Source organism: Methylocystis echinoides, from assembly GCF_040687965.1.
GTDB classification, from domain to species: Bacteria; Pseudomonadota; Alphaproteobacteria; order Rhizobiales; family Beijerinckiaceae; genus Methylocystis; species Methylocystis echinoides_A.
On the sequence record NZ_CP156085.1, the window covers coordinates 42,415 to 64,984 of the forward strand.

22 protein-coding genes, 1 pseudogene and 1 riboswitch are annotated in these 22,570 nt (G+C 60.0%); of the genes and pseudogenes, 12 read left to right on the forward strand and 11 right to left on the reverse strand.

The annotated features are described in order from the left end of the window. Positions 1-148: 148 nt before the first annotated feature. Together RVU70_RS18795 and RVU70_RS18800 are read left to right on the forward strand one after the other, a co-directional pair. Positions 149-1,168, forward strand: coding sequence for a DUF1403 family protein (locus tag RVU70_RS18795; protein ID WP_363351725.1), 1,020 nt, complete (start codon positions 149-151; stop codon positions 1,166-1,168). Beyond that, entirely contained in the window at positions 1,165-1,881 is a 717-nt protein-coding gene (locus RVU70_RS18800) for an SMC-Scp complex subunit ScpB (protein ID WP_363351727.1), read from the forward strand. Before RVU70_RS18795 ends, RVU70_RS18800 begins: the two co-directional genes overlap by 4 nt. A 162-nt stretch (positions 1,882-2,043) precedes the next feature. Here RVU70_RS18800 and RVU70_RS18805 read toward each other — a convergent pair whose 3' ends face one another. The 3 genes from RVU70_RS18805 to RVU70_RS18815 all read right to left on the reverse strand — a co-directional run bounded on the left by RVU70_RS18805 (position 2,044) and on the right by RVU70_RS18815 (position 6,563). Continuing rightward, the gene (locus RVU70_RS18805; RefSeq protein WP_363351729.1) at positions 2,044-4,266 is read right to left on the reverse strand and encodes an ATP-binding protein; all 2,223 of its coding nucleotides are present in this window, start codon (positions 4,264-4,266) and stop codon (positions 2,044-2,046) included. A 114-nt stretch (positions 4,267-4,380) separates the two neighbouring features. Then, positions 4,381-6,063, reverse strand: coding sequence for a chemotaxis protein CheB (locus tag RVU70_RS18810; RefSeq protein ID WP_363351731.1), 1,683 nt, complete (start codon positions 6,061-6,063; stop codon positions 4,381-4,383). Positions 6,064-6,272: 209 nt separating this feature from the next. Continuing rightward, positions 6,273-6,563: a hypothetical protein gene (locus RVU70_RS18815; protein WP_363351733.1), complete on the reverse strand. Its 291-nt coding sequence runs from the start codon at positions 6,561-6,563 to the stop codon at positions 6,273-6,275. On the opposite strand from RVU70_RS18815, the gene RVU70_RS18820 reads away from it, so the two are divergent. From RVU70_RS18820 to RVU70_RS18835, 4 genes are all read left to right on the forward strand, one after another. Further along, positions 6,520-6,609 carry a DUF6481 family protein gene (locus RVU70_RS18820; RefSeq protein ID WP_363351935.1) on the forward strand — a complete coding sequence of 30 codons (90 nt, stop codon included), beginning with the start codon at positions 6,520-6,522 and terminating at the stop codon, positions 6,607-6,609. The genes RVU70_RS18815 and RVU70_RS18820 overlap by 44 nt on opposite strands. Positions 6,610-7,194: 585 nt before the next feature. Beyond that, a complete protein-coding gene (locus RVU70_RS18825) occupies positions 7,195-8,913 on the forward strand; it encodes an ABC transporter ATP-binding protein/permease (RefSeq protein WP_363351735.1) in 1,719 nt (572 codons plus the stop codon). Positions 8,914-9,402: 489 nt separating this feature from the next. After that, positions 9,403-9,831 (forward strand): phasin family protein, encoded by a 429-nt coding sequence (locus RVU70_RS18830; RefSeq protein ID WP_363351737.1) that lies wholly within the window; start codon positions 9,403-9,405, stop codon positions 9,829-9,831. Positions 9,832-9,967: 136 nt separating this feature from the next. Then, on the forward strand, positions 9,968-10,276 hold the full coding sequence (locus tag RVU70_RS18835; protein ID WP_363351739.1) for a GcrA family cell cycle regulator: 309 nt from the start codon (positions 9,968-9,970) through the stop codon (positions 10,274-10,276). A 103-nt stretch (positions 10,277-10,379) separates the two neighbouring features. Here the strand turns inward: RVU70_RS18835 and RVU70_RS18840 are convergent. After that, positions 10,380-10,903: pseudogene (locus RVU70_RS18840) on the reverse strand (transposase); the annotation flags it as partial. Between the two features lie 455 nt (positions 10,904-11,358). Between RVU70_RS18840 and RVU70_RS18845 the strand changes: the two are divergent. The 3 genes from RVU70_RS18845 (at position 11,359) to RVU70_RS18855 (ending at position 15,147) form a co-directional block, all read left to right on the forward strand. After that, the gene (locus RVU70_RS18845) at positions 11,359-12,384 is read left to right on the forward strand and encodes a GlxA family transcriptional regulator (protein WP_363351741.1); all 1,026 of its coding nucleotides are present in this window, start codon (positions 11,359-11,361) and stop codon (positions 12,382-12,384) included. A 74-nt stretch (positions 12,385-12,458) separates the two neighbouring features. Continuing rightward, complete coding sequence (locus RVU70_RS18850; protein WP_363351743.1) at positions 12,459-14,417, forward strand: enoyl-CoA hydratase-related protein; 1,959 nt, start codon at positions 12,459-12,461, stop codon at positions 14,415-14,417. 352 nt (positions 14,418-14,769) lie between these two features. After that, positions 14,770-15,147, forward strand: coding sequence for a copper resistance CopC family protein (locus tag RVU70_RS18855; protein ID WP_363351745.1), 378 nt, complete (start codon positions 14,770-14,772; stop codon positions 15,145-15,147). A 597-nt stretch (positions 15,148-15,744) separates the two neighbouring features. On the opposite strand, the gene RVU70_RS18860 is transcribed toward RVU70_RS18855, so the two are convergent. The 4 genes from RVU70_RS18860 to RVU70_RS18875 form a co-directional block, all read right to left on the reverse strand. Beyond that, complete coding sequence (locus RVU70_RS18860; protein ID WP_363351747.1) at positions 15,745-16,230, reverse strand: MarR family transcriptional regulator; 486 nt, start codon at positions 16,228-16,230, stop codon at positions 15,745-15,747. Between the two features lie 226 nt (positions 16,231-16,456). Next, positions 16,457-16,792 (reverse strand): hypothetical protein, encoded by a 336-nt coding sequence (locus tag RVU70_RS18865; protein WP_363351749.1) that lies wholly within the window; start codon positions 16,790-16,792, stop codon positions 16,457-16,459. Positions 16,793-17,853: 1,061 nt separating this feature from the next. Next, complete coding sequence (locus RVU70_RS18870; protein WP_363351751.1) at positions 17,854-18,297, reverse strand: metallophosphoesterase family protein; 444 nt, start codon at positions 18,295-18,297, stop codon at positions 17,854-17,856. Positions 18,298-18,309: 12 nt separating this feature from the next. Next, positions 18,310-18,942 (reverse strand): hypothetical protein, encoded by a 633-nt coding sequence (locus RVU70_RS18875; protein WP_363351753.1) that lies wholly within the window; start codon positions 18,940-18,942, stop codon positions 18,310-18,312. A 30-nt stretch (positions 18,943-18,972) separates the two neighbouring features. After that, a riboswitch (SAM-I-IV-variant riboswitch) is annotated at positions 18,973-19,082 on the reverse strand. Positions 19,083-19,437: 355 nt separating this feature from the next. Here RVU70_RS18875 and RVU70_RS18880 point away from each other — a divergent pair. Continuing rightward, on the forward strand, positions 19,438-19,629 hold the full coding sequence (locus tag RVU70_RS18880; RefSeq protein WP_363351755.1) for a hypothetical protein: 192 nt from the start codon (positions 19,438-19,440) through the stop codon (positions 19,627-19,629). 231 nt (positions 19,630-19,860) lie between these two features. Here the strand turns inward: RVU70_RS18880 and RVU70_RS18885 are convergent, their stop codons facing one another. Further along, positions 19,861-20,163 (reverse strand): hypothetical protein, encoded by a 303-nt coding sequence (locus tag RVU70_RS18885; RefSeq protein WP_363351757.1) that lies wholly within the window; start codon positions 20,161-20,163, stop codon positions 19,861-19,863. 373 nt (positions 20,164-20,536) lie between these two features. Between RVU70_RS18885 and RVU70_RS18890 the strand changes: the two genes are divergently transcribed. Further along, the gene (locus RVU70_RS18890; RefSeq protein WP_363351759.1) at positions 20,537-21,133 is read left to right on the forward strand and encodes a DUF1403 family protein; all 597 of its coding nucleotides are present in this window, start codon (positions 20,537-20,539) and stop codon (positions 21,131-21,133) included. A gap of 149 nt (positions 21,134-21,282) precedes the next feature. Here the strand turns inward: RVU70_RS18890 and RVU70_RS18895 are convergent, their stop codons facing one another. Beyond that, on the reverse strand, positions 21,283-21,429 hold the full coding sequence (locus tag RVU70_RS18895; RefSeq protein WP_363351761.1) for a hypothetical protein: 147 nt from the start codon (positions 21,427-21,429) through the stop codon (positions 21,283-21,285). 157 nt (positions 21,430-21,586) lie between these two features. Then, on the reverse strand, positions 21,587-22,246 hold the full coding sequence (locus tag RVU70_RS18900) for a sensor histidine kinase (protein ID WP_363351763.1): 660 nt from the start codon (positions 22,244-22,246) through the stop codon (positions 21,587-21,589). A gap of 50 nt (positions 22,247-22,296) precedes the next feature. On the opposite strand from RVU70_RS18900, the gene RVU70_RS18905 reads away from it, so the two are divergent. After that, the gene (locus RVU70_RS18905) at positions 22,297-22,425 is read left to right on the forward strand and encodes a hypothetical protein (protein ID WP_363351765.1); all 129 of its coding nucleotides are present in this window, start codon (positions 22,297-22,299) and stop codon (positions 22,423-22,425) included. Positions 22,426-22,570: the final 145 nt, after the last annotated feature.

Genomic DNA, 22,570 nt, shown 5'->3' on the forward strand with positions numbered 1-22,570 from the left:
CAAATCAGCGCCTTGCGCCCAGCATAGCAGGGGTTTCCCAGTATGTCCGATAAGCGCACATTATCGGACATATAAACTACAGGACAAGCCCGGCGGGTTTCGGCCGAAAGCAACTGACAAAGCGCCGCTATCAGCTAAGATTCGTCCCATGAACTTCGTTGATTCGATATCGACGTCCGCGCCCGCTTCCGCCACAAAGGGGCCGGCGCGCGCGCGTCGAGCCGAGGCGGTGTCGGCGACACAGGCGCTTGAAATCCAACCGCTTCCGCGCTGGGCGCGGCCGCAGAGCCCTAACCCCGGCGCGGCGATCTTTGCGGCGGGCGCCGGCCTCGCGCTGTTCGATCAGATCCTGCGCGGCGCCGACGGGGGCGAGCCGGTCTACGCCGGCTGCCTGCGCCAGCGTCTCGCCCTCAAGGCCGCAGAGTCCTGCGCGACGCTAGCGCGGCTGCGGGAGGATGCGGGCGCGCTTCGCGACGCCGAGCATCTTCCGGGTGGCGGTGAAACGAGCCCGGCCGGTCGGCTGCATCGCGTCTTCCGCCTTTATGCGCCGCAGGGCGGGCGACTCGATGCGGCGATCTTGCGCGCCGCTGAGCTTATCGGGCTGAAGGAGGCAATCGACGCCAGCGCACTCGCGGAAGTGGCGACCATGGCGCCCGATCCGGTCACTGCGGCGGCACGGGCCAGCGCCGCGGCGATGAGACTTTGTGCGCCCGCCACCGACGCCGAACTGTTTGCCTTCCTCGTAGCCGATCTCGTCCTAGCGAACCGTCTCGGCTGGGCGCGGCCGGTTCCCCTGCTCGCCCTCGCCCTCCTGCATCCGTCGCTGAGGCGCGGGGCAGGGGGCAAGCGGCCTCGGCCTTTGGACGATGACTGGTCCGCGGCCGTCGCTCTGGCCTATGGGCTCGCGGTCGCCGAGGCCCATGCGCTCGCCGTCGACCTGGCGCGGCGGGCGCAAAAGCTTCGCGCCGCTGCGCCGATGTTGCGCGCGAAAGGCGCACACCGCGTCGTCGACATGCTGCTTGCCGACGACGCCGTCACGCCCGCCGCCGCCGCGTCCCGCGCCGGCCTGTCGGATCGCGCGGCGCGCCGTCTCTTCGACCGCCTCGTCGCGCTCGGCGCCGTGCGCGAACTCACCGGGCGTGACACCTTCAGGATCTATGGTCTATGAGCCGCGCCGGCGCCGCCCGCCTCGATCGCGGCCTTCCCGACCGCGATCTTGCCGACCTGCCGGAAGGGATGCGCTGGCGCGAATGGATGCTGCGCGCCGAGGCGGCGATCTTCGCTTCTGCGAAGCCGGTTCCGAGAGACACGCTCGCCGGACTTGTGGGCGACGCCTGCCGGCTCGACGCGCTCATCGCCGACATCAACGACGAGCTCAAAGCGCGCCCCTATGAGATCGCCTTCGTCGCGGGGGGATATCAGTTTCGCACGCGCCCCCGCCACGCCGAGACCCTACGCGCGCTCGCCGGCACAAAGGATGCGGGGCCGCCGTCCTTCACCCGACTCGAAATGCTGGCGCTCTCAGCCATCGCCTATCAGCAGCCAGTCACCCGCGCCGAACTCTCGCGTCTTGCCGGCCACGACATCAGCCGCGACATTCTCGGGCGCCTCAAGAGCCTCGGCGTCATCGCCCCCGGCCCCCGCGCCCCTCAGCCCGGCGCGCCGATCGCCTGGGTGACGACGGCGCGCTTCCTCGAAGTCTTCGCGCTCGGGAGCCTCAACGATCTCGCCGATCTCAACGCGCTCGATGACGCCGGCGCGAGAGAACGGCACGACGATGTCGACGCAGCGCTCGACGACGCGCTCGGGCTGGTCGCGATAGAAGAGGAGCGCGCGGAGGCGGAAGATAGCGCGCTCGACGAAACGGATGTCGAAGCTTGAAGAAAGCTGGCGCGTCGGGGGGACCGATTGTGGGGCGACTTTGAGACCTCTTGTGTTTTCAGGATTTTTGACGCGGCCTCATTTATCCGCCAAGAGCGGACAACGGGGCGAAGGAGCCGGAAGTCATCCATTTCGATGCCTTTGGCTCCTCACGATTTATCTTCACCTTTCAGTAAGGCGCCGCGTTTTCCCGAGAATGCGCCGCAATGAATTCATGTCTAGGGGCTTGACGAGATGATAATCGATGCCCGCCTCGGCGGAACGGGCGCGGTCTTGCTGTTGGCCGAATCCGGTTGCCGCGACGAGGACTGCTTTTGAGGTCGCCGCTAGGCCGCGCAATCGTCGCGCCAACTCATAGCCGTTCATATCCGGCAGACCAATGTCCAGCACGACGACTTCGGGCGCTTCCCTGGCGGCGGTCTCCAGGGCGCTTTGTCCGTCGAGCGCCTTGAACACGCTGTGCCCCTCCATTTCCAGCAGCAACTTCAGACTGTAAATTGCATCACGATTATCATCGACCAGAAGGATGCGTCGCGGCGGGATCGGGCCAGGTTCCGAAAACGCCGCCGCCAGAGATGCGTGGGGCGCGTCCGCTGTCGCCAGCGGCAGCCTCACGACAAATTCAGCGCCTTTTCCTAACCCTTCACTATGGGCCTCGACGGCGCCGCCGTGGAGCTCAACCAGGCGCCGCACAAGCGTCAGACCCAGCCCCAGGCCGCTGACGGGATTCTCACCCGAAGGCTCAACGCGCGCAAAGACGTCGAAGACGCTCGTCAGCGCCTCTGGCGCGAGGCCGATCCCATTATCGGCGACCGAGAGGATTGCATGGTGGCCCTCTTGACGGAGGGCGACGCGAATGCGCCCATGCTCGGGGGTGTATTTAGCGGCATTATCGAGAAGGTTCGAGACGATCTGCACAAGGCGGACCTCATCGCCCTCGACGTCTATTGGCTGGGGGGTAAGCGCGAGGGTGAGTTCGTGGCCACGCCCCTTGATCACGGAGTCTCGGTTGGTCACAGCCGCGTTGATGAGGTCTCGAAGATCAACCCGTTTGGTCTTCAGTTGCAGACGCCCCGAGCTGATCCTGGCGACATCCAGCAGCTCGTCAACGAGCCGCGTGAGATGCAGCACCTGCCGTTCGGAGATGTCCCGGATCCGCCGCAGCTCGGGATCAGGAGGCAGCCGCTTGTCGAAGATCGCCATGGCGTTGCGCAACGGTGCCAACGGATTGCGAAGCTCGTGGCCGAGCATGGCCAGAAACTCGTCCTTGCGCCGGCTGGCTTCGCGCAACGCCGCCTCCGCCTCGCGCTGGGCGAGCTCCGTCGTCTTTCGTTCCGTTACGTCGGCGTTCATTCCCACCCAGCCGCGCAGCTTGCCAGCGTCATCCCGCAACGGAACAGCGCGCGCGTGGGTCCAACGCCACTGCCCGCTTACATGTCGGATGCGAAATTCGGCCTCGAAGGGCGTCTTCGAGGCGAGGCTGTCGCGCCATTTCTTCATGGCGGCTTCACGATCGTCCGGATGCACCGCGCCGGCCCCGCCGGAACGGCGAAACTGCTTGAATGATTGCCCGGTGAAGGCGCGCCAGCTCGGGGAATCCTCAACGACATTCCCCTCTGCGTCGGTCGTCCAGACGATCTGGGCCGACGCGGTGACGAGCGCGCGGAATTTTTCCTCGCTGTCACGCGCCGCGAGTTCGGCGTTCTTCAGCCTGGTAATCTCGACGAAGGTAAGCACCACGCCCTGAATCTGGTCGGAAGACGAGCGGTAAGGGTTAATGCGCGTGAGATACCAGTCGCCGGTTTCACACTGGATTTCCCGTTCGATGGGCGCCAATTTTTCGAGCACGCGCAGGGCGTCCTGTTCGAGCTGGTCATAGCCGAGGCGATGTCGCAATTCCGTGAAGGGCCGGCCACGGTCGCTGGCGCGGATATTGAAAAGCTCGCGGGTGCGTGGGGTCACGCGCAGGATGCGCAGCTCACGGTCGAGGAAAAGCGTTGCGATTTCGGTCGCAGCCATTAGGTTCTGCAGATCGCCGGTGAGCTGGCTTAATTCCTCGACCTTGTGCCGGTTTTCCTGATTGGCGGCCTGTAGCTCCTCATTCATGGACTGCAGTTCTTCCTTGCTGGTCTCTAATTCCTCCAGCGTCGACCGCAGCTCCTCATTAACGGACTGCAGCTCCTCATTGCCCGCCCGCAACTCCTCCTGTGAGGTCTCATATTGCTCGACGACCGCGCGCAACCGCTCCCGGGTCGCCTCCAGCTCGGCATGCGCCTCGGCTGCTTCGGGGCCCGCGGGAGGGGATGGCGCCGTCTCGGACGCTTCATATTCATCAAAAATTACCAGCTGGAGATTGCCTAGCTCGGGATCCGTCGAGGGCCGCACGTGCAGAACGACCTGCTTTTTCTTCCCATCCAGGTCGATGAGGATCGGAGGGGAGCGGCTGCTTTCGCCATGGTGGACCGCCGCATGCAGCGCCGCCCGCAGCTCGATGCGCAGCTATTCGCGCGCCAGACGAAAGACGCTGGCCGAGAGTTCGCCGCCGGGAACCTGCAAATACCGTCCGGCGTGCTCCGAGGCGTGAACAATCCGGAAATCCTGATCGACCAGCAGGCTCGGCAGCGCGTAGCGTTCCACCATCTTCTGGTGGAGGGCCCCGTAGCTGCCCGTGGGCAGAGCGCGCAGGCCTGCGGCCTCGAACGGCGCGGCGCGGCGAAATGTCTGGGGAAACACCGGCAGCCGGGGTTCTGGCGCGGGCACGTTGCGCCGGCGATACAAGCAGACCTGCTTGTTTTCAACCTGAAACAGCGCCGCCCGATCAATTGACTCTGACGGACCCAGCAACAGCAGGCCGCCCGGACTTAGCGCATAATGAAAAAGCTCGATCACGTCATTTTGCAGCTCGCGCTGCAGGTAAATGAGTAGATTACGGCAGATGACCAGGTCGAGCCGGGAGAAAGGCGGGTCGCGCAGGAGATTATGGCTGGCGAACACAATAAGTTCACGCAGCTCCTGACGGGGACGATAACTATTGTCTTCCTTCACGAAAAATCGTCTGAGGCGCTCCGCGGACACATTGGCTTCGATCGTATCCGGGAAAAGGCCCTCGCGGGCCCGGCGCAGCGAAGGTTCATGCAGGTCGCTAGCGAAGATCGCGATGTGTGGCGCTCCGGCCAGGCGTCCGGCCTGTTCGAGCAACAGCATGGCGACGCTATAGGCCTCCTCGCCGGTCGCACAGCCGACCGACCAGACGCGGATGCTGTCGGAGGTGGTCTTGCCCTTGAACAGTTCCGGGACGACCTCTTTCTCGAGATGGTCGAAGACCTCCGCGTCGCGAAAGAACTGAGTGACGGTGATCAGAAACTCGTCGGCGAGCGCATTCGCCTCGCTGGGATTGTCGCGCAGGAATTTAAGATAATCCGCAAGCAATTCCTTCTGGTTGAGCTGCATACGCCGGCGGATCCGGCGCAGCACCGTCGCATGCTTATATTTTGAAAAATCCATATTGGTCCGCGAACGGACCTGCGACATGATGTTCTGCAAAATCTCCTGGTCGGCCGCGGGCGCCTGTTCGAGCGGCTCGGCGATCTCGACGCGGGGTTGCGTGGTCGCGAAGCGCAGCATGTGCCAGGGCATATCCCGGATCGGCAGCACAAAATCGACCTGACCGGTCAGGATGGCGTTGTGGGGCATGGAATCGAACTGGGCCTCCTTCGGGTCCTGCGCGATCGTAAGCCCGCCCTGCTCCTTGATTCGTTTCAGGCCGAAGCTGCCGTCCGCGCCCGTCCCAGATAGAACGACGCCAATGCTGCGGTGGCCGTGCGTGCTAGCCAACGTCTCGAAAAAATGATCGATCGGCGCGCGCCCTTCGTGGGCCTCCTCGATTTTCGACAAGCGAAGGCGGCTGTTGATGGTCGACAGATTGCAGCCAGGCGGGATGACATAAATATGGTTCGGCTCGACCTCCTGATCTTCGGTCACCTGAGTGACCGGCATCGAGCAAAAGGGCTGCAAAACCTCGGCCATGACGCTCGGTTGGCCGGGGCGGAGATGGACGACGATCACGAAAGCCAGGCCGCTGTCGCTCGGCAGGGCTGGCAGTAGGGTTTTGAGCGCTTCGAGCCCGCCTGCGGAGGCGCCAATTCCTACGAGCATCAAGGGTGAAGGTTCAGGCGTCGGCATTTATGCACCCTTATCGAAGGCCATTAGCATCTACGGCATACTTAGAGGCGTATGGAATGCCGGCCAAAGTCAATGCAACAAAGGCCAGGCGATGTTAAGCTGCTACTTAGGCAGACCCCAAGAGATCACGCGTTGGGCAGGGTCGTTGCCGCCCAGGGGCGACACTGCACGCCAATGAGGATAAGTGCCTCGAACAGCCATGGGAGCGGTCAAAATACGAAATCGTTCTGACCGTGAGCGCTAAAGAGATGAAAAAAATTGGACAGCGCTCTCACCTCGTCGGAGAATAAAGGCGCGGCCGAGCGGCTGGCGGCCCGGCAAGCGATCATTGCCGCGCGCGATGTGCGAGCGCAGAACGCGAAGCCGCTCGGCTGGCCGCTGAAGCCCGCTCGGCGGAAGACCAGGCCATAAGCGAAATGGTTCTGAAAGCTGAACAGGTCGAACGCGAAGCAAGAGCTGCCGAACAGGCAGCGTGAAGTTGCTTCTGCGGCCGAACGCAAGGCGGCCAGGGATGCCCGCTACGCCGCTCGAAAGGCCCGCAAATAACGACGTTCGTAGCCGCAGGACCCCCTGCGATCTGGTCGCCGACAAAGACTACCAATCGCGCGCGGTTTTGAAAGGCCTCGACGATGGCCCATGGAAGACACGCAAAGGCCAATGGAAGCATTTCTGGAGGTAGGTTCTTCCTCGGATTGGCGATGCACATCACTCTAGTGGCGTTGCCGATCACGTCGGCAAGCGCTTTTCGCCTTTGGGCCGTTTAGGCACTATCGCGCATACTGGGGAATACAGGCGGAGGGATCATGCAGCTTGGCGTTGACGATCGAGCCCATGCCGTCAAAGCTTTTTTGAACCATCCGCGCATAACTTCGCGTTCTTCATTGGAAAGCTTATGATCCATGCCGGAAATTGCTTCCGACATGCCTCTGGCAAATCCTCGACGATACGCGACTTCGCGTTCGTGATCGAAATCTCCTTGGGATATATTCACCACGATGACCTCCTGCTTTGGGCCAAGCATAGCAGGAAGATCGCCTCGACGCGAGGAGTTGGAGAACCGAGTGCGCCAGCCCAGCTTTTGGTCCGCTTGCGACGATAGTTTGGACGCTTCAGACCTGGGCAACAACGAACATGTCTGAAACCCTAATTCCAACCGCCGCCGACGCGCGGCTCCTGCGCCACTTTGCAAGGGTTTCCTTCGGTTTCTGGACCGGCCCGACGCGCCGCAAGGCGATCTTGCTCTTGGTGGGGCTCTTTGCGTGCCTGCTACTGAATCTCGCCCCCGCCATCGCAGTGAACCGATGGAACAAGTTCTTCTTCGACGCCCTGCAGAATAAGGACCAGCGCCAGATCCTGCTCAGCATCAGCCTCATGCTCGCGCTGGCAGTCGCCTCTGCGTTGGCGAGCGTCACGCTTCTGCAGGCGCGCATGCGCCTCCAGTTACGCTGGCGCGAATGGTTGACGCAGACGCTCGTGCGGCGCTGGATGGAACGCCGCCGCTTCTATCAACTCAGCGTCCTCCGGCTCGTCGATAATCCGGAAGCGCGGATCGCCGAGGATGGACGCGTTTCCATCGAGCTCTTCGTCGATTTCGCCACCGGCGTCACGAACGCTTCGCTCATGGCGGCCTCCTTCGTCAGCGTGCTGTGGTTCATCGGCGGCTCACTGACACTCGGGCACGTGACGATCCCGGGCTATCTTGTGATCGCGGTCGTGATCTATTCCGCCTCGACATCTTTCGGCATGTTGCTTTTGGGCCGCCCGCTCGTTGCGTGCGTCGAGGCGAAAGCAGCTGCCGAGGCGGACTTTCGCTTTGAACTCTCGCACACGCGAGAAAACGCCGAAACGATCGCGCTCATCGGCGGCGACGACGCCGAACGGGAGCGGCACTGTGCGAGATTTGATCAGGTCGCATTACGCTGGACAGCGGTGATCGGGCGGCAAGCGCGCATGCTCTTCTTGTCGAGCGGCAACAACGTGCTCGCGCCCGTCATCCCGCTCATGCTCGGCGCGCCGAAATATCTCGCAGGCGAAATGTCGCTCGGCGATCTCATGCAGGCGGCGGCAGCCTTCATACAGGTGCAATCGGCGCTCAACTGGCTGGCCGATAATTCGCTGCGCCTCGCGGACTGGTTCGCCTCGGCGCGGCGCGTCGCCGCCCTTGACCTCTTCTTCGAAAACCTCGACGAGATTGCAATCGGAGCCGAGGAGAACATGATCGATCTCGCCTTCAGCGACGATGGCGCGTTGCATCTTTGCGGACTCTCCATCGCTCAGAATGATGGCAGGTTGATGCTCGCGGAAACCGATGCTGTGATTGGACGCGGCGAGAAGGTTCTCGTCAAGGGAGATTCTGGCGCCGGCAAGAGCACGTTGATCCGCGCGATTGCCGGTTTGTGGCCTTGGGGCAGCGGCCGCATTCTCCGTCCAAGGGATGCACGCATCGCTTTCATGCCACAGCAGCCATACATGCCGCGGGGCACGCTGCGCGGTGCGCTCGACTATCCCCACGACGACATCCCACCCGACCCTGCGCGTATCGAAAAGATTCTCTCCGCCTGTGGCTTGGCTCATCTCGTGTCGCGGCTGGACGAGGAGCAGAGCTGGTCCGATGTGCTCTCCGGCGGGGAGCAGCAGCAGCTTGGCTTCGCCCGGGTGCTGCTGAGGCCGCCAGACATCATCATCATGGACGAGCCCGCATCGGCGCTCGACGACCTCAGCCAGACGCGGCTAATGGAACTGCTCAGCGAAGGGGCGCCGGGCTCGACCATCATACACGCCGCGCGCCGCAATGTAGACAAGCGTTTCTATCACCGCGAGATTCAGCTCAAGGCGAGACCCGCATCGTAAGCCCGACGAGCTATCGCGTGATAACGAACCATGCCAATATGCCGCTTTGCAGCCCTTCAGCTTCGTCGTCGTAGCCCCCGCTCAGAACGAGCCAATTACTCGGGCTCCGTAAACCTTGGCGGCTGACATAAATAGCGAGTCTGTAGCGGGGCTGGTATGGTAAGCCTTAGGCCCCCGCCGATGCAGGACCGAACCAAAGCTCATCGAACCGCTACCGAAGGGTTGAGTTCACAAAAACCCAGCCGGCTCCACGACGAGGACACAAGTCACTCAGTCAGCCAACGCCTGCACGGAGCGACGATAGGAAACGCTCGCTCGCCTACTTGCGACGGAAATATACGCGAAAGGTATTCTGATCATGTCCCTGGAATGGAAATAGATGAGAAGCTGAACGCGTTTTGCTGCAATGCAATGCATTTCCTTGACTTTTTTGTGCGATGCACATAAACAATATGGCGCGTGCGCAACCCAGCCCTAGAAGGAATTCTTATGTCAAAAGACTTCTCGGAGATAAAAGCGTTCAGCACAACCCCGTTCGAGGCATTTGCCGCGGTGACCGCCTCGTCGACCAAAGGGCTACACGCCATCACCGCCGAAATAATCGACTTTTCGACAAAGTCATTTGAAAAGAGCCGAGTGCTCTTCGAAAAGCTGAACAGCGTGAAGAAAATCGAGGAGGCGATGCAGCTCCAGTCGGACTTCGTGAAATCCGTCTATGAGGATTACATCGCGCAAGCCACAAAGATCGGCGAAATATACGCGAGCCTCGCCAAGGAAGCTTTCAAGCCCGTCAATCTTGCGCCGGTGGCGCAGCCATCAGCAGCCGCTCCGCCATTAGCGACCATTTCACCTTCGGTGGCTGCTTCGACGCCGAAATCGAAGGTTGCTGGGAGTCAAAACGGATTCAACGCGAATTAGCGCGGCGCTATCCGAGAAAAAAGAACACTCGATTTAGCGATTGGCCGATCGGGTGTTTTTTCAAGGTCGTCGCGCGGGCGACCGATGTCCTAGCTACAATTTTAAGTCACCCATGAGTGAGGGCTTCGGAGTCGAAATGACCAAAACAAAAAGTGCGATCAATCGACCCGATGGCGAATTGTTCCAGACACGCCAGGAGCACAGCAACAGCTGGAAGCCGCTACTGGGGTCAAGTCCTGTCATGTTCATGGCGCTTCGCGCCGGCATGTGCCGCTGGCCAATCGGTGACCCACATGATTTCAAGAAATTTCGATTTTGCGGGTGTGCTTGTTCATTGGAAATGAATTATTGCGAGACGCACAAGAAGCTCGCATCCGCTCCGAACCGGGCCAAGACCGTTCCAGTTGCCCGAAATTCACTGATGTCTACGATCAAAACTGCGTGAAGTTCGCTTCATCCCCTGACCGCAGACTCCCTACTGCAAGGGCGGGTTCGGGGATGTCACATTCACTCTCTCAGAGCGCAGCGAAGTCCCCTTGGCCTCGATTTTAGGCGGATAGCGTCACGGACCTCCACTCGGCGAACGCCCTGAGGCGATGCAGATGTATGGCGATGGCGGAGTGGCGAGAAGGTTGGGGTGGGACGAAGAGGTTGCGGAGCGCTGAGGAAACGTCGACAAAACGCTGCAACCCGCGCCACGATCTGAACCCCTGCATCGCTCGCTCTCGCTTTCGTAGCGGGACATGGGAGTTCTCCGCGCGGTTGTTCAAACCCTTGTGGGATCGATGCTCGACGTTGGGCAGAGTCTTCCGTTGCGCTACGGCATAGGAACCGAGCTTGTCAGTGACCATGCGCCGAGGGCGGCAGCCCTGCCTATGAAGGAGGCGCTCTAGCAATCGCTGGGCGGCCTTGGCGTTGCGGCGAACCTGGACAATTTCGTCGAGGACGTAGCTATCCTGGTCGACGGCCAGAGATAGCGCCTCTCGCCGTTAATCGAGACGACGACCTCGTCGAGATGCCAGACGTCGCGCCGGCCGGGCTTCTTCGCAGCTTTCGACGCCGCGACGCGCGCGCTTTCCAGCGCCGCCGAGGCCAAGGCCATCGTCGCCGATCCGGCGCGTCATCGACATGCTGTTCGCCGACGCCGCGCGCGAACTCTCTGGGCGCGAGACCTTCAGGATTTATGGCTTATGAGCCGCCACCCATCAGCTATTGACCGCGACCTTTCGGACCTCCCCGAGGGGATGCGCTGGCGGGAGCAGATGGCGCGTCGAGGTGCGATCCTCGCCTCAGCGAAGCCCATTCCGCGCGAGACCTTCGCCGGGATCATCGGTGACGCCTGCCGGCTCGACGCGTTCATCGGCTCTATCGTCCGGTCCTCATCACCACCTTCCGTTGAAGCTTAGCTGGGCGTTTTGAGCCCGATCTCGGCCTTACGCAGGAGACGCTGGAGCGTGGGGCGCTCTTGGCTGAAAAGGTGGGATATTTGTCCTTGCTGCGAAATGAGACGCGCCTGAAGATCGCGTCATGGAAAAAGATTTCTCACTGTCCCATGAGGACGCCCATTTTCGTCGGATCGGGTTCCTGGTCTACCCGGACTGCCAGAGCCTTGATCTCAGCGGCCCATTTGAAGCGTTTCATTGGGCAGACCTCATATTGGGCGTGCTCGGGAGAGCGAAGGCCCCAACTTATCAATCTTTGGTGGTTGCAAAGGCCCCAGGGCCTGTGCGGACGATGTCCGGCCTGGAGATCGGCGCCACCGATAGCTACGAGGACATTATTGGTGGGCTGGACACCTTGATTGTAATGGGAGGGACCGGCTGCGAGGACGCAAGCCAGGACGCTTCGCTTGTCGCTTGGGTTCGGTCGATCGCGCCGAAGACTCGCCGAATTGTTTCGATTTGTTCTGGCGCCTTCATTCTGGCCGCTGCTGGTCTCCTTCATCGCAGGCGTGCGACGACGCACTGGATATATGCAGACCGTCTTGCAAAGGCCTATCCCTCGGTCGACGTGGACGCCAGTCTCCTTTTCGTCCGAGACGGGAATGTCTATACATCAGGGGGGATTACTGCCGGAATTGACCTCGCTCTTGCTCTGGTCGAAGAGGACCTCGGCACGGAAGCGATGCTCGGTGTGGCGCGCCACCTTCTGGTCTTTCCAAGGCGCCCTGGCGGTCAATCCCAGTTCAGAGGCCATTCAAGCATCATAGAATCGCCGATCCGGCCAAACTTCAGCGAGCTTCAAGCCTGGATGTTAGCGCATCCGGAGGCAGACCTCGGTGTTCCAGCCTTGGCCAAGCGCATGGCAATGAGCGAGCGCAATTTCTCGCGGCTCTTCCGCAGCGAAACCGGACACACGCCCGCGGAATTCGCCGAACGGGCGCGGGCCGACGCGGCGCGCTACAAGCTCGAGCAGCGCTGCTCTACAATCGAGACAGTCGCAACTGAGTGCGGCTTCGGCAACGCCGAGCGAATGCGACGCACGTTTCAGCGCCTGTTTGAGATCAGCCCGGCCGATTACCGAGCCCGCTTCCGATCGACGCTAGACGCCTGATCCAGCCGAGCGCGCTAGTCAGACGCAGACTTCTTTCAATCAACCTGAATCAACTACAACATGGGAGAGACCCCGTGCGCATTCTCTTTTTGACTTCCGCCCATAATAGCCTCAGCCAGCGGCTCTTTGTCGAACTCACTGAGCGCGGTCATGAAATTCGGGTGAGCGTTGTCGCGAATGGCGAGGAGATGATCGAAGCCGCGGCCCGGGAAGCGCCGCATTTGATTATCGCGCCTATGCTTAAGATCGCTGTTCCCCGAGAGGTCTATTCTCGCATTCGCTGTCTGATCGTGCACCCTGGCGTCAAAGGCGATCGGGGCCCGTCATCGCTTGATTGGGCCATTATCGACGAGGAGTTGGAATGGGGCGTGACCATTCTCGAGGCCGCCGAGGATTTCGACGCGGGACCCATTTGGGCGTCCCCGGAATTTGCTCTCGACTCCGATCCGCCGAGCAAAAGCGGCCTGTATCGCGGCCTAGTTACCGAAGCCGCTTTGTGCGGGGTGCTTGAAGCGATTGCGCGGATCGAGACGGGCGAAGTGCAGTCTGGAGCCTGGCGGCCGGAGCCTCTTTCGGAGGCGATGTCCTACGCGCGAGGACGCCTTCGTCCCCCGATGAAACAGGCGGACCGTGCTATTGAATGGGACAAGGACTCGGCGGCGACAATCATCCGGAAAGTGCGCGCGGCCGACAGTGCGCCGGGCGTTCTGAGCAAGCTGCTGGGCGTAGAGTGCTTCCTTTACGGCGCGCATGAAGAGGATCGTCTCAAAGGCTCGCCCGGTCGAATCCTCGCGCGACGCGACGGGGCGATCTGCATCGGCGCCAGAGATGGCGCTGTATGGATTTCCCATCTGAAGGTCAGGAGCGAGCAGGCGCATAAGGAAATCTGCCGCCTGGCTCAGACGGGCGTTGGCTGCGAACGATGCGCGGAAGAGTTCTGCGCCGCCGCCGGGGTCAAATTGCCTGCAATTCAAGTGTTGGGGCCCCTGCTTCGCGACGCGCCCGAGAGGCCGCTGCCCATCGCCGCGCCGGACGACCACCGGACCTTCCGGGAAATCGTCTATCGCGAAGATGACAAGGTCGGCTATCTCTCCTTTGACTTCTACAACGGCGCAATGAGCACGGAGCAATGTCAGCGTCTTCGCGACGCCTTCCTTTACACCCGCTCGCGCCCCACCCGAGTCATCGTCCTGCTTGGCGGACGCGATTTCTGGTCGAACGGCATTCATTTAAACGTGATTGAAGCGAGCGACGACCCGGCCGAAGAGTCGTGGCGGAACATAAACGCCATGGACGATCTGGTCCATGAAGTCATCAACACCATGTCGCATGTCGTGATCGCAGGCATGCGCGGCAACGCCGGCGCGGGCGGGGCGATTCTCGCGCTAGCGGCCGATCAAGTTTTTGCGCGACCCAGCGTTGTTCTTAACCCTCACTACCGTGGCATGGGGGAACTCTATGGTTCCGAATATTGGACTTATTTGCTTCCAAAGCGCGTGGGGCAGGCGAAGGCGCTCGAACTCACACAGTCTTGTCAGCCCCTCGGCGCGCCGGTGGCGCGCAAGATCGGCTTCCTCGACGACGTCTTTGGCGAAGACATGGAGACGTTTGAAAGAGAGTTGAGGTTGCGCGCCATGGAGCTCGCGCAAGGGCCGCAATACGCCGCGCGCATCGTAGAAAAGCTCCATCGACGGCTCGAAGATGAATTGGACAAACCATTGGCCACTTATCGCGAGGAAGAGCTCCAGCGGATGCGGGTGAATTTCTTTGGACCTGATCCTGCCTACCATGAGGCTCGCCGCCGCTTTGTCTTCAAGGGCGCCCCGCCGATGCGTTTCTCAAGCGAACAGACTTTGCCATTCCGGCGCGGCAACCGGGAATCGGCGACTTTGGCAACAGCGCCTCAGAGTGTCGATCGTAAAATGCCATCGGGGCGGTTGCCGGAGAATGACCACACATCATTTCACCTGGCGCGGGCATGGACGGATCTGCTGCAGGTCACAATTCGGCGGCTCTTCGCAACGGCTCCATGACGATCTTGTGAGCTGAGGCGTGAAGGTAGCGGAAATCCTCAGCGAAACAGCCGAGAGGTCCTTTGGGCTGATGCTTCGCTTGCAAGATCGCTTGCGGGCTGCAAGAGGCTGCGATGGCCACATGACGCAAGCGACGCCAGCAAACCCGGGGTGGTTCGCAGGTAAGAGAGTGGCGATTTGCAATGGGGCTTGTCGAGGATCCCGCGGACGCGCGCATTTTGGCCAGAGCAATAGTTATTGCTGCATGACGGGAGCCGCGCTGGCACAGTCTAGACGTTGTTCGTGAACAAACTTTTCGCACGGTAGTTTCATTGGCAGATTGTCAGGTGTCGATCCGCTGAGGGAGATGACAATGAACAGAGCAATGTTCCCCAAAGCGCGAGTGGCGGCCATAGTCGCCCTTGCCTGGGCGGCGAGTTTTCCTGCTTCCGCCCACCACCAATTCCTGCAAAAGGCTTTTCCCGCGGCGAAATCCCACGCTTCAGCTGTCAGTGAAGTGAGGCTGGTGTTCGATGGCAAAGCCGATGCTTTATTTTCCACCATGAGGCTGAGGAAAGCCGACGGCAGCGTTGTCGCCGAGATCACGCAGCCCGAAGCCTCACGAGAGATGGTATTGCCGACGCCGACGCTTTCGCAAGGGAAATACCTGGTCGAGTATCGCGTGCTCGCCACCGACGGCGAAATTGTGAAAGGCGATTTCTTCTTTACGGTCGGCAACGATCGCACGTAGCGCGTGTCGCATATCCGCTACAAGGCGTTCCTGAAGCCCGCCGTGAGGCGGGCTTTCGATTGTCTGTGAATGACGCTGTCCTCATCTTGAGAGCTTGGGCGCTTCCCGCTGGCGTTCGCCTGATTCTTCGAACGGCGGGGGCGGTAACGACGACTCGATCGCTATGACATCCGGCAATGTTCCTCGGCGTGTGCTAGACGAAAAGGCGACTTTCGAACGTTGCTTAGCCGCGGAAGACGAGGGGGCAATCGCGCGAAAGATCGACGAAGGGGCGGCCGGCACTGTTGAGGTGCCATTCATTTGCGTCAAGCGTGAGAGCCGCCTCGACGGCATGGCGGCGTTCTGAGGTCCCGAAGTCTGAGGGTTGAAGGACACAAATCGGACGCCTGTGTCCGATGCTGTTGCAAACGCCGATAACGGCGGCGTTGCTGAAGTCGCGGCTTAAACACAGTGCAGACGTATCTTTTTCCGGAAAGACCAGCCCAGGAAGAGAACCTGTCTTGCAAGCTGGATGCCGTTAGGGCCTGAAGTGCCGTTGGCGCCGGAGGCGGCTGTGAGCCGGGGAGAGTATCGGTAACCGTAGCGTTGCCTGCACGGTCACAGCCGATATTCAATCTGGTGCGACCAGAAACGATCCAACCGTGAGAGTGAACGGTTCACCGCGTCGAAGTCCGCGGCTTGGATGCCGCCTAGCTCTTCAACGGTCGCGGCGTGCTTCTCATAGGCCTTGGCGACCAGAGCGTGAATTTCTTTACCGCGTTCGCCAAGGCTGATGCGGACCGTGCGGCGGTCGACTCTGGACTTGGAGTAATGGAGGAAGCCGCCGTCGACCAGCTTCTTGACGTTATAGGAGCTGTTTGATCCGGTGTAATAGTCACGGGCGCGTAATTCAGAGACGGTCAGCTCCTGATCGGCAATGTTGTAGAGCATGATCGCCTGGACGGCGTTGACATCCACAATCTTGACGCGGTCAAGCGCGTCAGTCACGAGATCCATGAGGCGACGATGCAGGCGCTCCACCAGATGGATCGTATTGGCGTAAGCCGGCAGAATTTCAGCGGTGCGGATGGCAGGGCTGGTCATTGTCGGAGTCATCGCCAAATCCTTTTTGCTTTATGTCGGCTCTTGGGCTCGTTGATAGGCTCGACGTTAAGCATCGCGTCTGAACCGCGGCTTAAACAACATAGTGAATCAGAAATTCACCTGTCTGGGTGAATTCGGTTCTGAATGGTATGGTAAGAATTGCTTTAGAAAGCTAAGCGGCATGGAAGGCGCTACAGCTGCTGGTGCCACAGCTGCCGCGCGACAATCATCGTGAGACAGGCACCGTCAATGTCGGAGCGATGATCTCGAGCGAGGGCAGAGATGCCGCATCTTCCTCCTCGCCGGAGGCGGCGAGCTGGGCGCGCTCCTGCATTGCTCGCGCCCGCGCCCATGAGAAGGACAGGCAGCGGGACCAACTCCAGCCGTGGCGGCGCATGGCCCCGTATTGATGGTAGTGCGCGTCACGGAGGATCGCGGCCTTATCGTAGCGGCCGTCGCGCGTGATCAGGTCAATTCTCATAACCTGCCCGTCGCGTCGGCGTTCATGAGACCTTCGACGTGCTGCCTGCGTCATCTTCCATTCGTCGAGCAAGTGTTCCACACGTTCCCGCTCCGGCAGTGTCGCCGCCGCGCGTGCGATTCTCCCACAGGATCTGTCGCCCCCAACTGCCCGACGCCGCCTTCATACTCGCTGCGATCTCCAGCGGCCACGCTAGATAGGCGCGCGGCAGAGCTTCTGCGACGTCCTTGAGATGCACGCGACAGATCGCCGTTCCGGCTTTATCTTATTGAGCGGCGATTAGCCGCTCTAGCCTTTTTTGATCGGCGTCTTGAAGACTAACGAGCGCATGGCATTTCCTAAGGTCGCCTGTATTTGCTTCACTGCATATCCTATACGCAACCAGGGATTGGGATTGAGCCTCGCGAGCGTAGGCAAGATCCTCCGGGCGAACACGGCCAGAACTGCAACCGCAACCTGCCAAAATTATCAGCGCTGAAAGAAGCAAGAGGTATCGCATACGCAACCCTCACAATCCAACCTGCTCGCCCTGCATGGGACTATACGATAGTAAACTAAGAAATGATTACTGGAAATTGCTCATCTAGCGCCATTGCCCCTGATTTGTTGCTGCACAGTCGTGGGGTTTTCGAAAATCAAACCCGGAACGCAGTGGCGCAGCGTCAGCCTGAGCGCCCCCGACAGATCCAAGGGGCTGAGGTTTAGGCCGACGGAATATCGCTCCACAACCCTTATTCAGGTGGCAGGGTTTGAGAGCCGCCCCTCTCGGAACACAGGCTGCATCCCCCTCACGAAAAGCCAACTTTCCTAGGACTTCGATACCGCCTCGATGTCTAGCGTGGCTACAATTCCCCCAGACGGCGGATTGTCTCGGCGCCCCGTTGGGGGCTTCCAGAGCTGGCCCCGATTGATTCGAATGAGCAGATCAAACCTGCGCCTGCCTCGTTAGAGTTACTGGAGCCTCGAGAGTAGTCGATATCGCGAATGAGGTGGAGCGTCGTCGGCGCAAGATTGTGCAGGCCTATCGGGATGGCAAGCCCATCCGAACCTCCCCTTGTGCGAAACGCCTTCAAGCGAGGTAGGTGTGTGTCCATGGACGACGTATTTTGGAAAGGCTCCCGTAAAACGCAGAAACCCACCCCTTATCCATAGTTTCGTATGGTCTGTTTGTTCAGCGAGTGGCTGCCCGGGTTTGATTCCTGCGTGGACAAAAATCCGCGTTCGTCCTCGAAGGACGTCGGCAAGTGCGACATCCAAACTTTGTCATCCTCAAACTGGTCTTCTCGCCCCCTATAGGCTCGTTTTGTTTGAACACCCCCGTTATCGCGCCAGAGTTCCGGTTCTTCTTCACACTCGACCATCATTTGCTCATGATTTCCGCGAAGACAAATAACCGGTGGCCCTTCAATCATTCGAAGACGGCCGACCACTTTCAAGGAGTCAGGGCCGCGATCTATATAATCGCCGAGGAAAATGAACTTCAGAGGGGCCTTGTTTGCTCGAGCTGTGAAGGCGTCGATTTCGCTCAGCAACTGCTCCAGCATGTCATACATGCCGTGAATGTCCCCGATTGCAACCGTTATCATACCTTACCCCTCTTATCGCGAGAAAAGCCCTTCGGGCACTTCGTTTGTGCCAATGAATAATCTGACGCTGCCCGGGCGATAATAGCCGTCGAGCACCTCTACGAAATTGCCATCGACGTCGTATCTCTCAGCATGGTCGGGCGTATAATTGATAACGAACCCGGTTGTGGGCCCAAAGAAGGACACAACAGGGGTTTTTCTCACGACCTCAAGAGCTTGCCTGACGAAGTCGGAGGCTGGCTGGGTCAGGTCGAGGGGTATGCGAAGGTATCCCTCAACTCCGCCTGTAATGCCAAAGATGAAAATCTGAGATGGACGGGTGCTTGTTCCTTGAAGGTAGGCGTCCGGCTGGAAAGAAGCCCTCCATTTTGCGTCTCGGATAGCCGCCTCTTCCGCAAGCTTCGCGGCCGTGGCGTTGACCGCCTTGTTAACGGCGTCCTGATCAACCTCCAATGCTTCAGGAAGAGCCTTTAGAAGGTTTCTGGAAGGGAGAGAAGCAATGTCTCCCGCGCAGAGCTGCTCGAGCCTTCTTACCCCTTTTGATATGTTCTTGTAGCCGCAGCGGCGCGCCAATTCGCCGCGCCGGAAGCCGAGCCCTTGGAGCCGGCCGTCAATGAAGTCGTGGATAGGGTAGCGGTCAAACATCATGCCCTCCGATTGCAGCGCGGAGGGCTAGAAATCCGCCTTTGTTGCCGTCATGCGGCCGCATCCCACTTTTTCGTGGAACCACCTTGCCGCGGATCGGCAGGTTGGTGAGAGCGCTAGCCCTCGTCTCGATGCAAATCTGAGATGGGAGTTGGCTTGCGCGTCTTCAAGAAGAGCTCGTAGAGAAAATCTCCCGAACGGTCGGACGGCGCGGTCTCCAATATCAACCCGAGATCTTCGCGAAAACTGAGGTTCAAGATCTCGTCGGGCCTTGTCCAAAAACGATGGCAGCGACCTTCTTCATGTTCAACCCGGCCCGCTCGATATGTCGTCCAGGCGTCCGGGCTTCCTCGACTACAATATGAGCCTCTCGCACGGCGATCGAGTTCCAAGCGGCGGCGTTTGTAAGTTAACCCGTTATAGCCAAGCTTGCTAATAACAGATGAAGTTCGTATTTCACTTCAACATTCTCAAGCAGGAAAGGCAAATAGACTGATGGACTATAAAACCACTGATAAGCGTCTTAAGTATGGTTTCGGCGAGTTCAATCGGGGCGATGCGTGGCGCTACTACAATGTTCCACTGGAGCGCATCCGCAGCGCCGCTCAAATGTTCGGCCAGCGCCACGGCATGAAGTTCCGGGTCCGGCAGAATGCGAAAGCAGTGCTCGTGGAGCGGCTGGCGTAAAGACCTATAAAATTAGAGACCGCCATCAAGGGCCCGCGCCGAAGCGGTCTGGGCTTTTGATTTGTGCGCCTATGATAGGCAAGCGGCTTGAGATCGCGAAGTCAGGGTCTGCAAATGGCGCATTGCTGCCTTCGACATTTCCACGTTCTCCACTTAGAGCGTAGATAGAACTGGCTTCGGGCGTTTCACACCGCTTCTCAGCCGCGAGCCGATTTAAGCCGGCGCATGATCCTAATAGTCCTCCGCCTGGCAGCGCGCAGCGCGTTCCCGCATACCGACTGGGACCCGCGCTTCGCACGCCTCTCGCGCCTGCTTCCCGGTGGGCGCCGTGCCGGCTCCCCCGTTGAAGGGCGTTCCGTCCGGCGCGATATGGACAAACCACGACCAGCACCCGGCATTCGATCCGTAAAGGTAGCGGTAGATGCGCGCGAGCGGCTTGCCGTCGTCGTCGAGCAGGGTCCAGTCGTCGGGCGCGAATTCAACGGAGCCATCGAGGCGGCGGAATGAGGTTCGGCGCCAGTTACGGTTGGTCATGGACGAAGCCGGTCGCGCGAAGACAAAAGCAAACGCCCCGCCGATACATCCACGGTCGAGGCGTTTCGTGCCGGGGCCTGGCTCTCGGGAGCCATCTTGGCTTGAGAATATCCGATTTCGAATCGAAAAAGCCATGAAACGTGATAATATCAGGCAACGATATTCTCACGTTTGATGGCTTCTCACGTCGCTTTAGCCGCAAAAACTGGCCGGCATCGTCCGTCGCTGTTCCCAGTTCTATAAAAAGGTTGGAACAACAAAATCTCGAATTAGCTGGCTTCGGCAAGCCAAATTGTCGAATTAGATGGATATTCTCAAGCACCGGCTTTCCATTAAGCCATTGAGTTTCTTCATATCAAATTCTCACGCCAAAATGGCTCCTGACACCCAGGGCGCCGATCCGGGTGCGGCCGCCTTTTCCGCCGGCGCCGGCCTGGCGCTGTTTGATCAGATTCTGCGGGGCGCCGACGGGGGCGAGCCGGTCTATGCCGGTTGCCTGCGCCAGCGCCTTGCGCTGCGCGCCGCCGATTCCTGCGCGACGCTTTGCCGGCTGCGCGAGGATGCGGCCGCGCTGCGCGACGCCGAACATCTGGCCACGGAAGGCGAGACCAGTCCCGCCGGCCGTCTTCATCGCGCCTTTCGCCTCTCAGCGGCGCAGCCCGCGCGCCGCGACGCAGGGCTCCTGCGCGCAGCGGAGTTTCTCGGCCTCGAGGCGGCGATCGACGCCGGCGCGCTCGCGGAAGTCGCGGCTGCGGCGCCCGATCCGATCAGCGCGGCGGCGCAGGCGAGCGCTGCGGCGGCGAAACTCTGTCCGCGCGCCGACGTCGCCGAATTCTTCGCCTTCGTCGTCGCCGATCTCGTGCTGGCGCGCCGTCTCGACTGTGAATCGGCGTCAGCGAGTGACCCCTCTGGAACATGCGCTTTCAGCTACTTGCCGTGCCGATCGGCGTCGAGACCCCACGCCGAATGACAGCTTGTGCTGCGACAAGCTCAATCATCTCTTTCGTCGGCTCCGCAAGCGATTCGCGAGTCATCCCATGCTTGAATCGCGAAACCCTGGAAGCGTCCAGAAAAAACCCAGCTTAATCCTAGCCTATGACCCTAAGGGGACCTGGGCAGTTACTTCTGGTAGCTGAAATCGGCGCCGTTTCGTGCCCATTTCACAGTGGCGTTGTGTTCGGACATGATGCGTTGCTCCTTGCAGGGCGTCGGCAGGAAATTGGATTCCCTGGCTTCGAAATTACAGACGCTAAGGCCGATCTGCATAAACGATTTGCCGACTTCCAGACATGGGACAACCCCGCGAACCGGGACATGACGACGCGCAAGATGCACCGTTTGGAGATTTACGGCCCGCCGTGAGTTCGCGGAATTTTCGCGCGAAATGAGCGCCTTCGCAGCGCGGACGCCCGGGCCCAATACGTCAGGCTAGGAAAGTAAGGCGAACTCGGGAGCCCAGCTGGAGCCTTTCGAACTTTAGCTCGCCGCCCAATTGCTTCGCCAGTTCACTCATATAGCCAAGGCCATGCCCGGACACAGACGCAGGCGGGTCGAAGCCAACGCCATTATCATCGACGACCATCTCACAATGATTGTTTAGCCTTCGAAACGTTGTCCGCAGCCTTCCGGAAGGCAAGTCACGGAAGCCATGCTTCAAGGCGTTCATCGCGGCTTCCGAATAAATGAGACCAAGGCACCTGGCTCGGCGATGATCGAGACGAACATCATTCTCTACCTGTGTGTCAAAGCTAACCTTGTCTCCGAAGGCCTGCTGTATCGAGTGGGTTAAGACAGGCAAAAACTCAGCGACGGAAATGTCCTTTTCATTCCCGCATAGGGCCTCGTTCAATTCGCACACGCTGGCGAGCCTTGTGATGCAGCGCATACAAAGTTCGGGCTGCTGAGCAGTTCGAGCCTGAGCCGATAAGAGCAGTGAGAGGGCTTGCAACGCATTGCGAACCCGGTGCTGCTGTTCAGCACACTGATTTGCGTATTCCTGGACTTGTTGCTCCGCGTCGGCAAGCTTAAGCTCAAGCTCGGTTATATGCGCTCGCAGATCATCAACTCGCGCCTCTCCCGACATCAGCTAAATTCTCCTCAAATCGATAGCTAGCAGCATAGGAGTTCCAGTCAATGACGAATGCTTTGCGGATGGCGCGCAAGGTTCGACCAGCGGTGCTTCAGGAGCTTGGCGCAAGGGCCGCAGGCAACCGCCGCGACACTTCCTCCTTGACCGAGCCGCTGAAGCAGCTCATCGCCTGATGAGTTTATTCGAGCCAATGCCCGAGGGGCATGTTATGTGCAGCTATTGGCCTGCGCGGATCCAAACAGCCTTTTGGCTTAATGGGCGTCAGGCATTTGCGCGATCGCGTTCTCGCAAGCCCAGCAGGCTTACTTGTATCCAGCA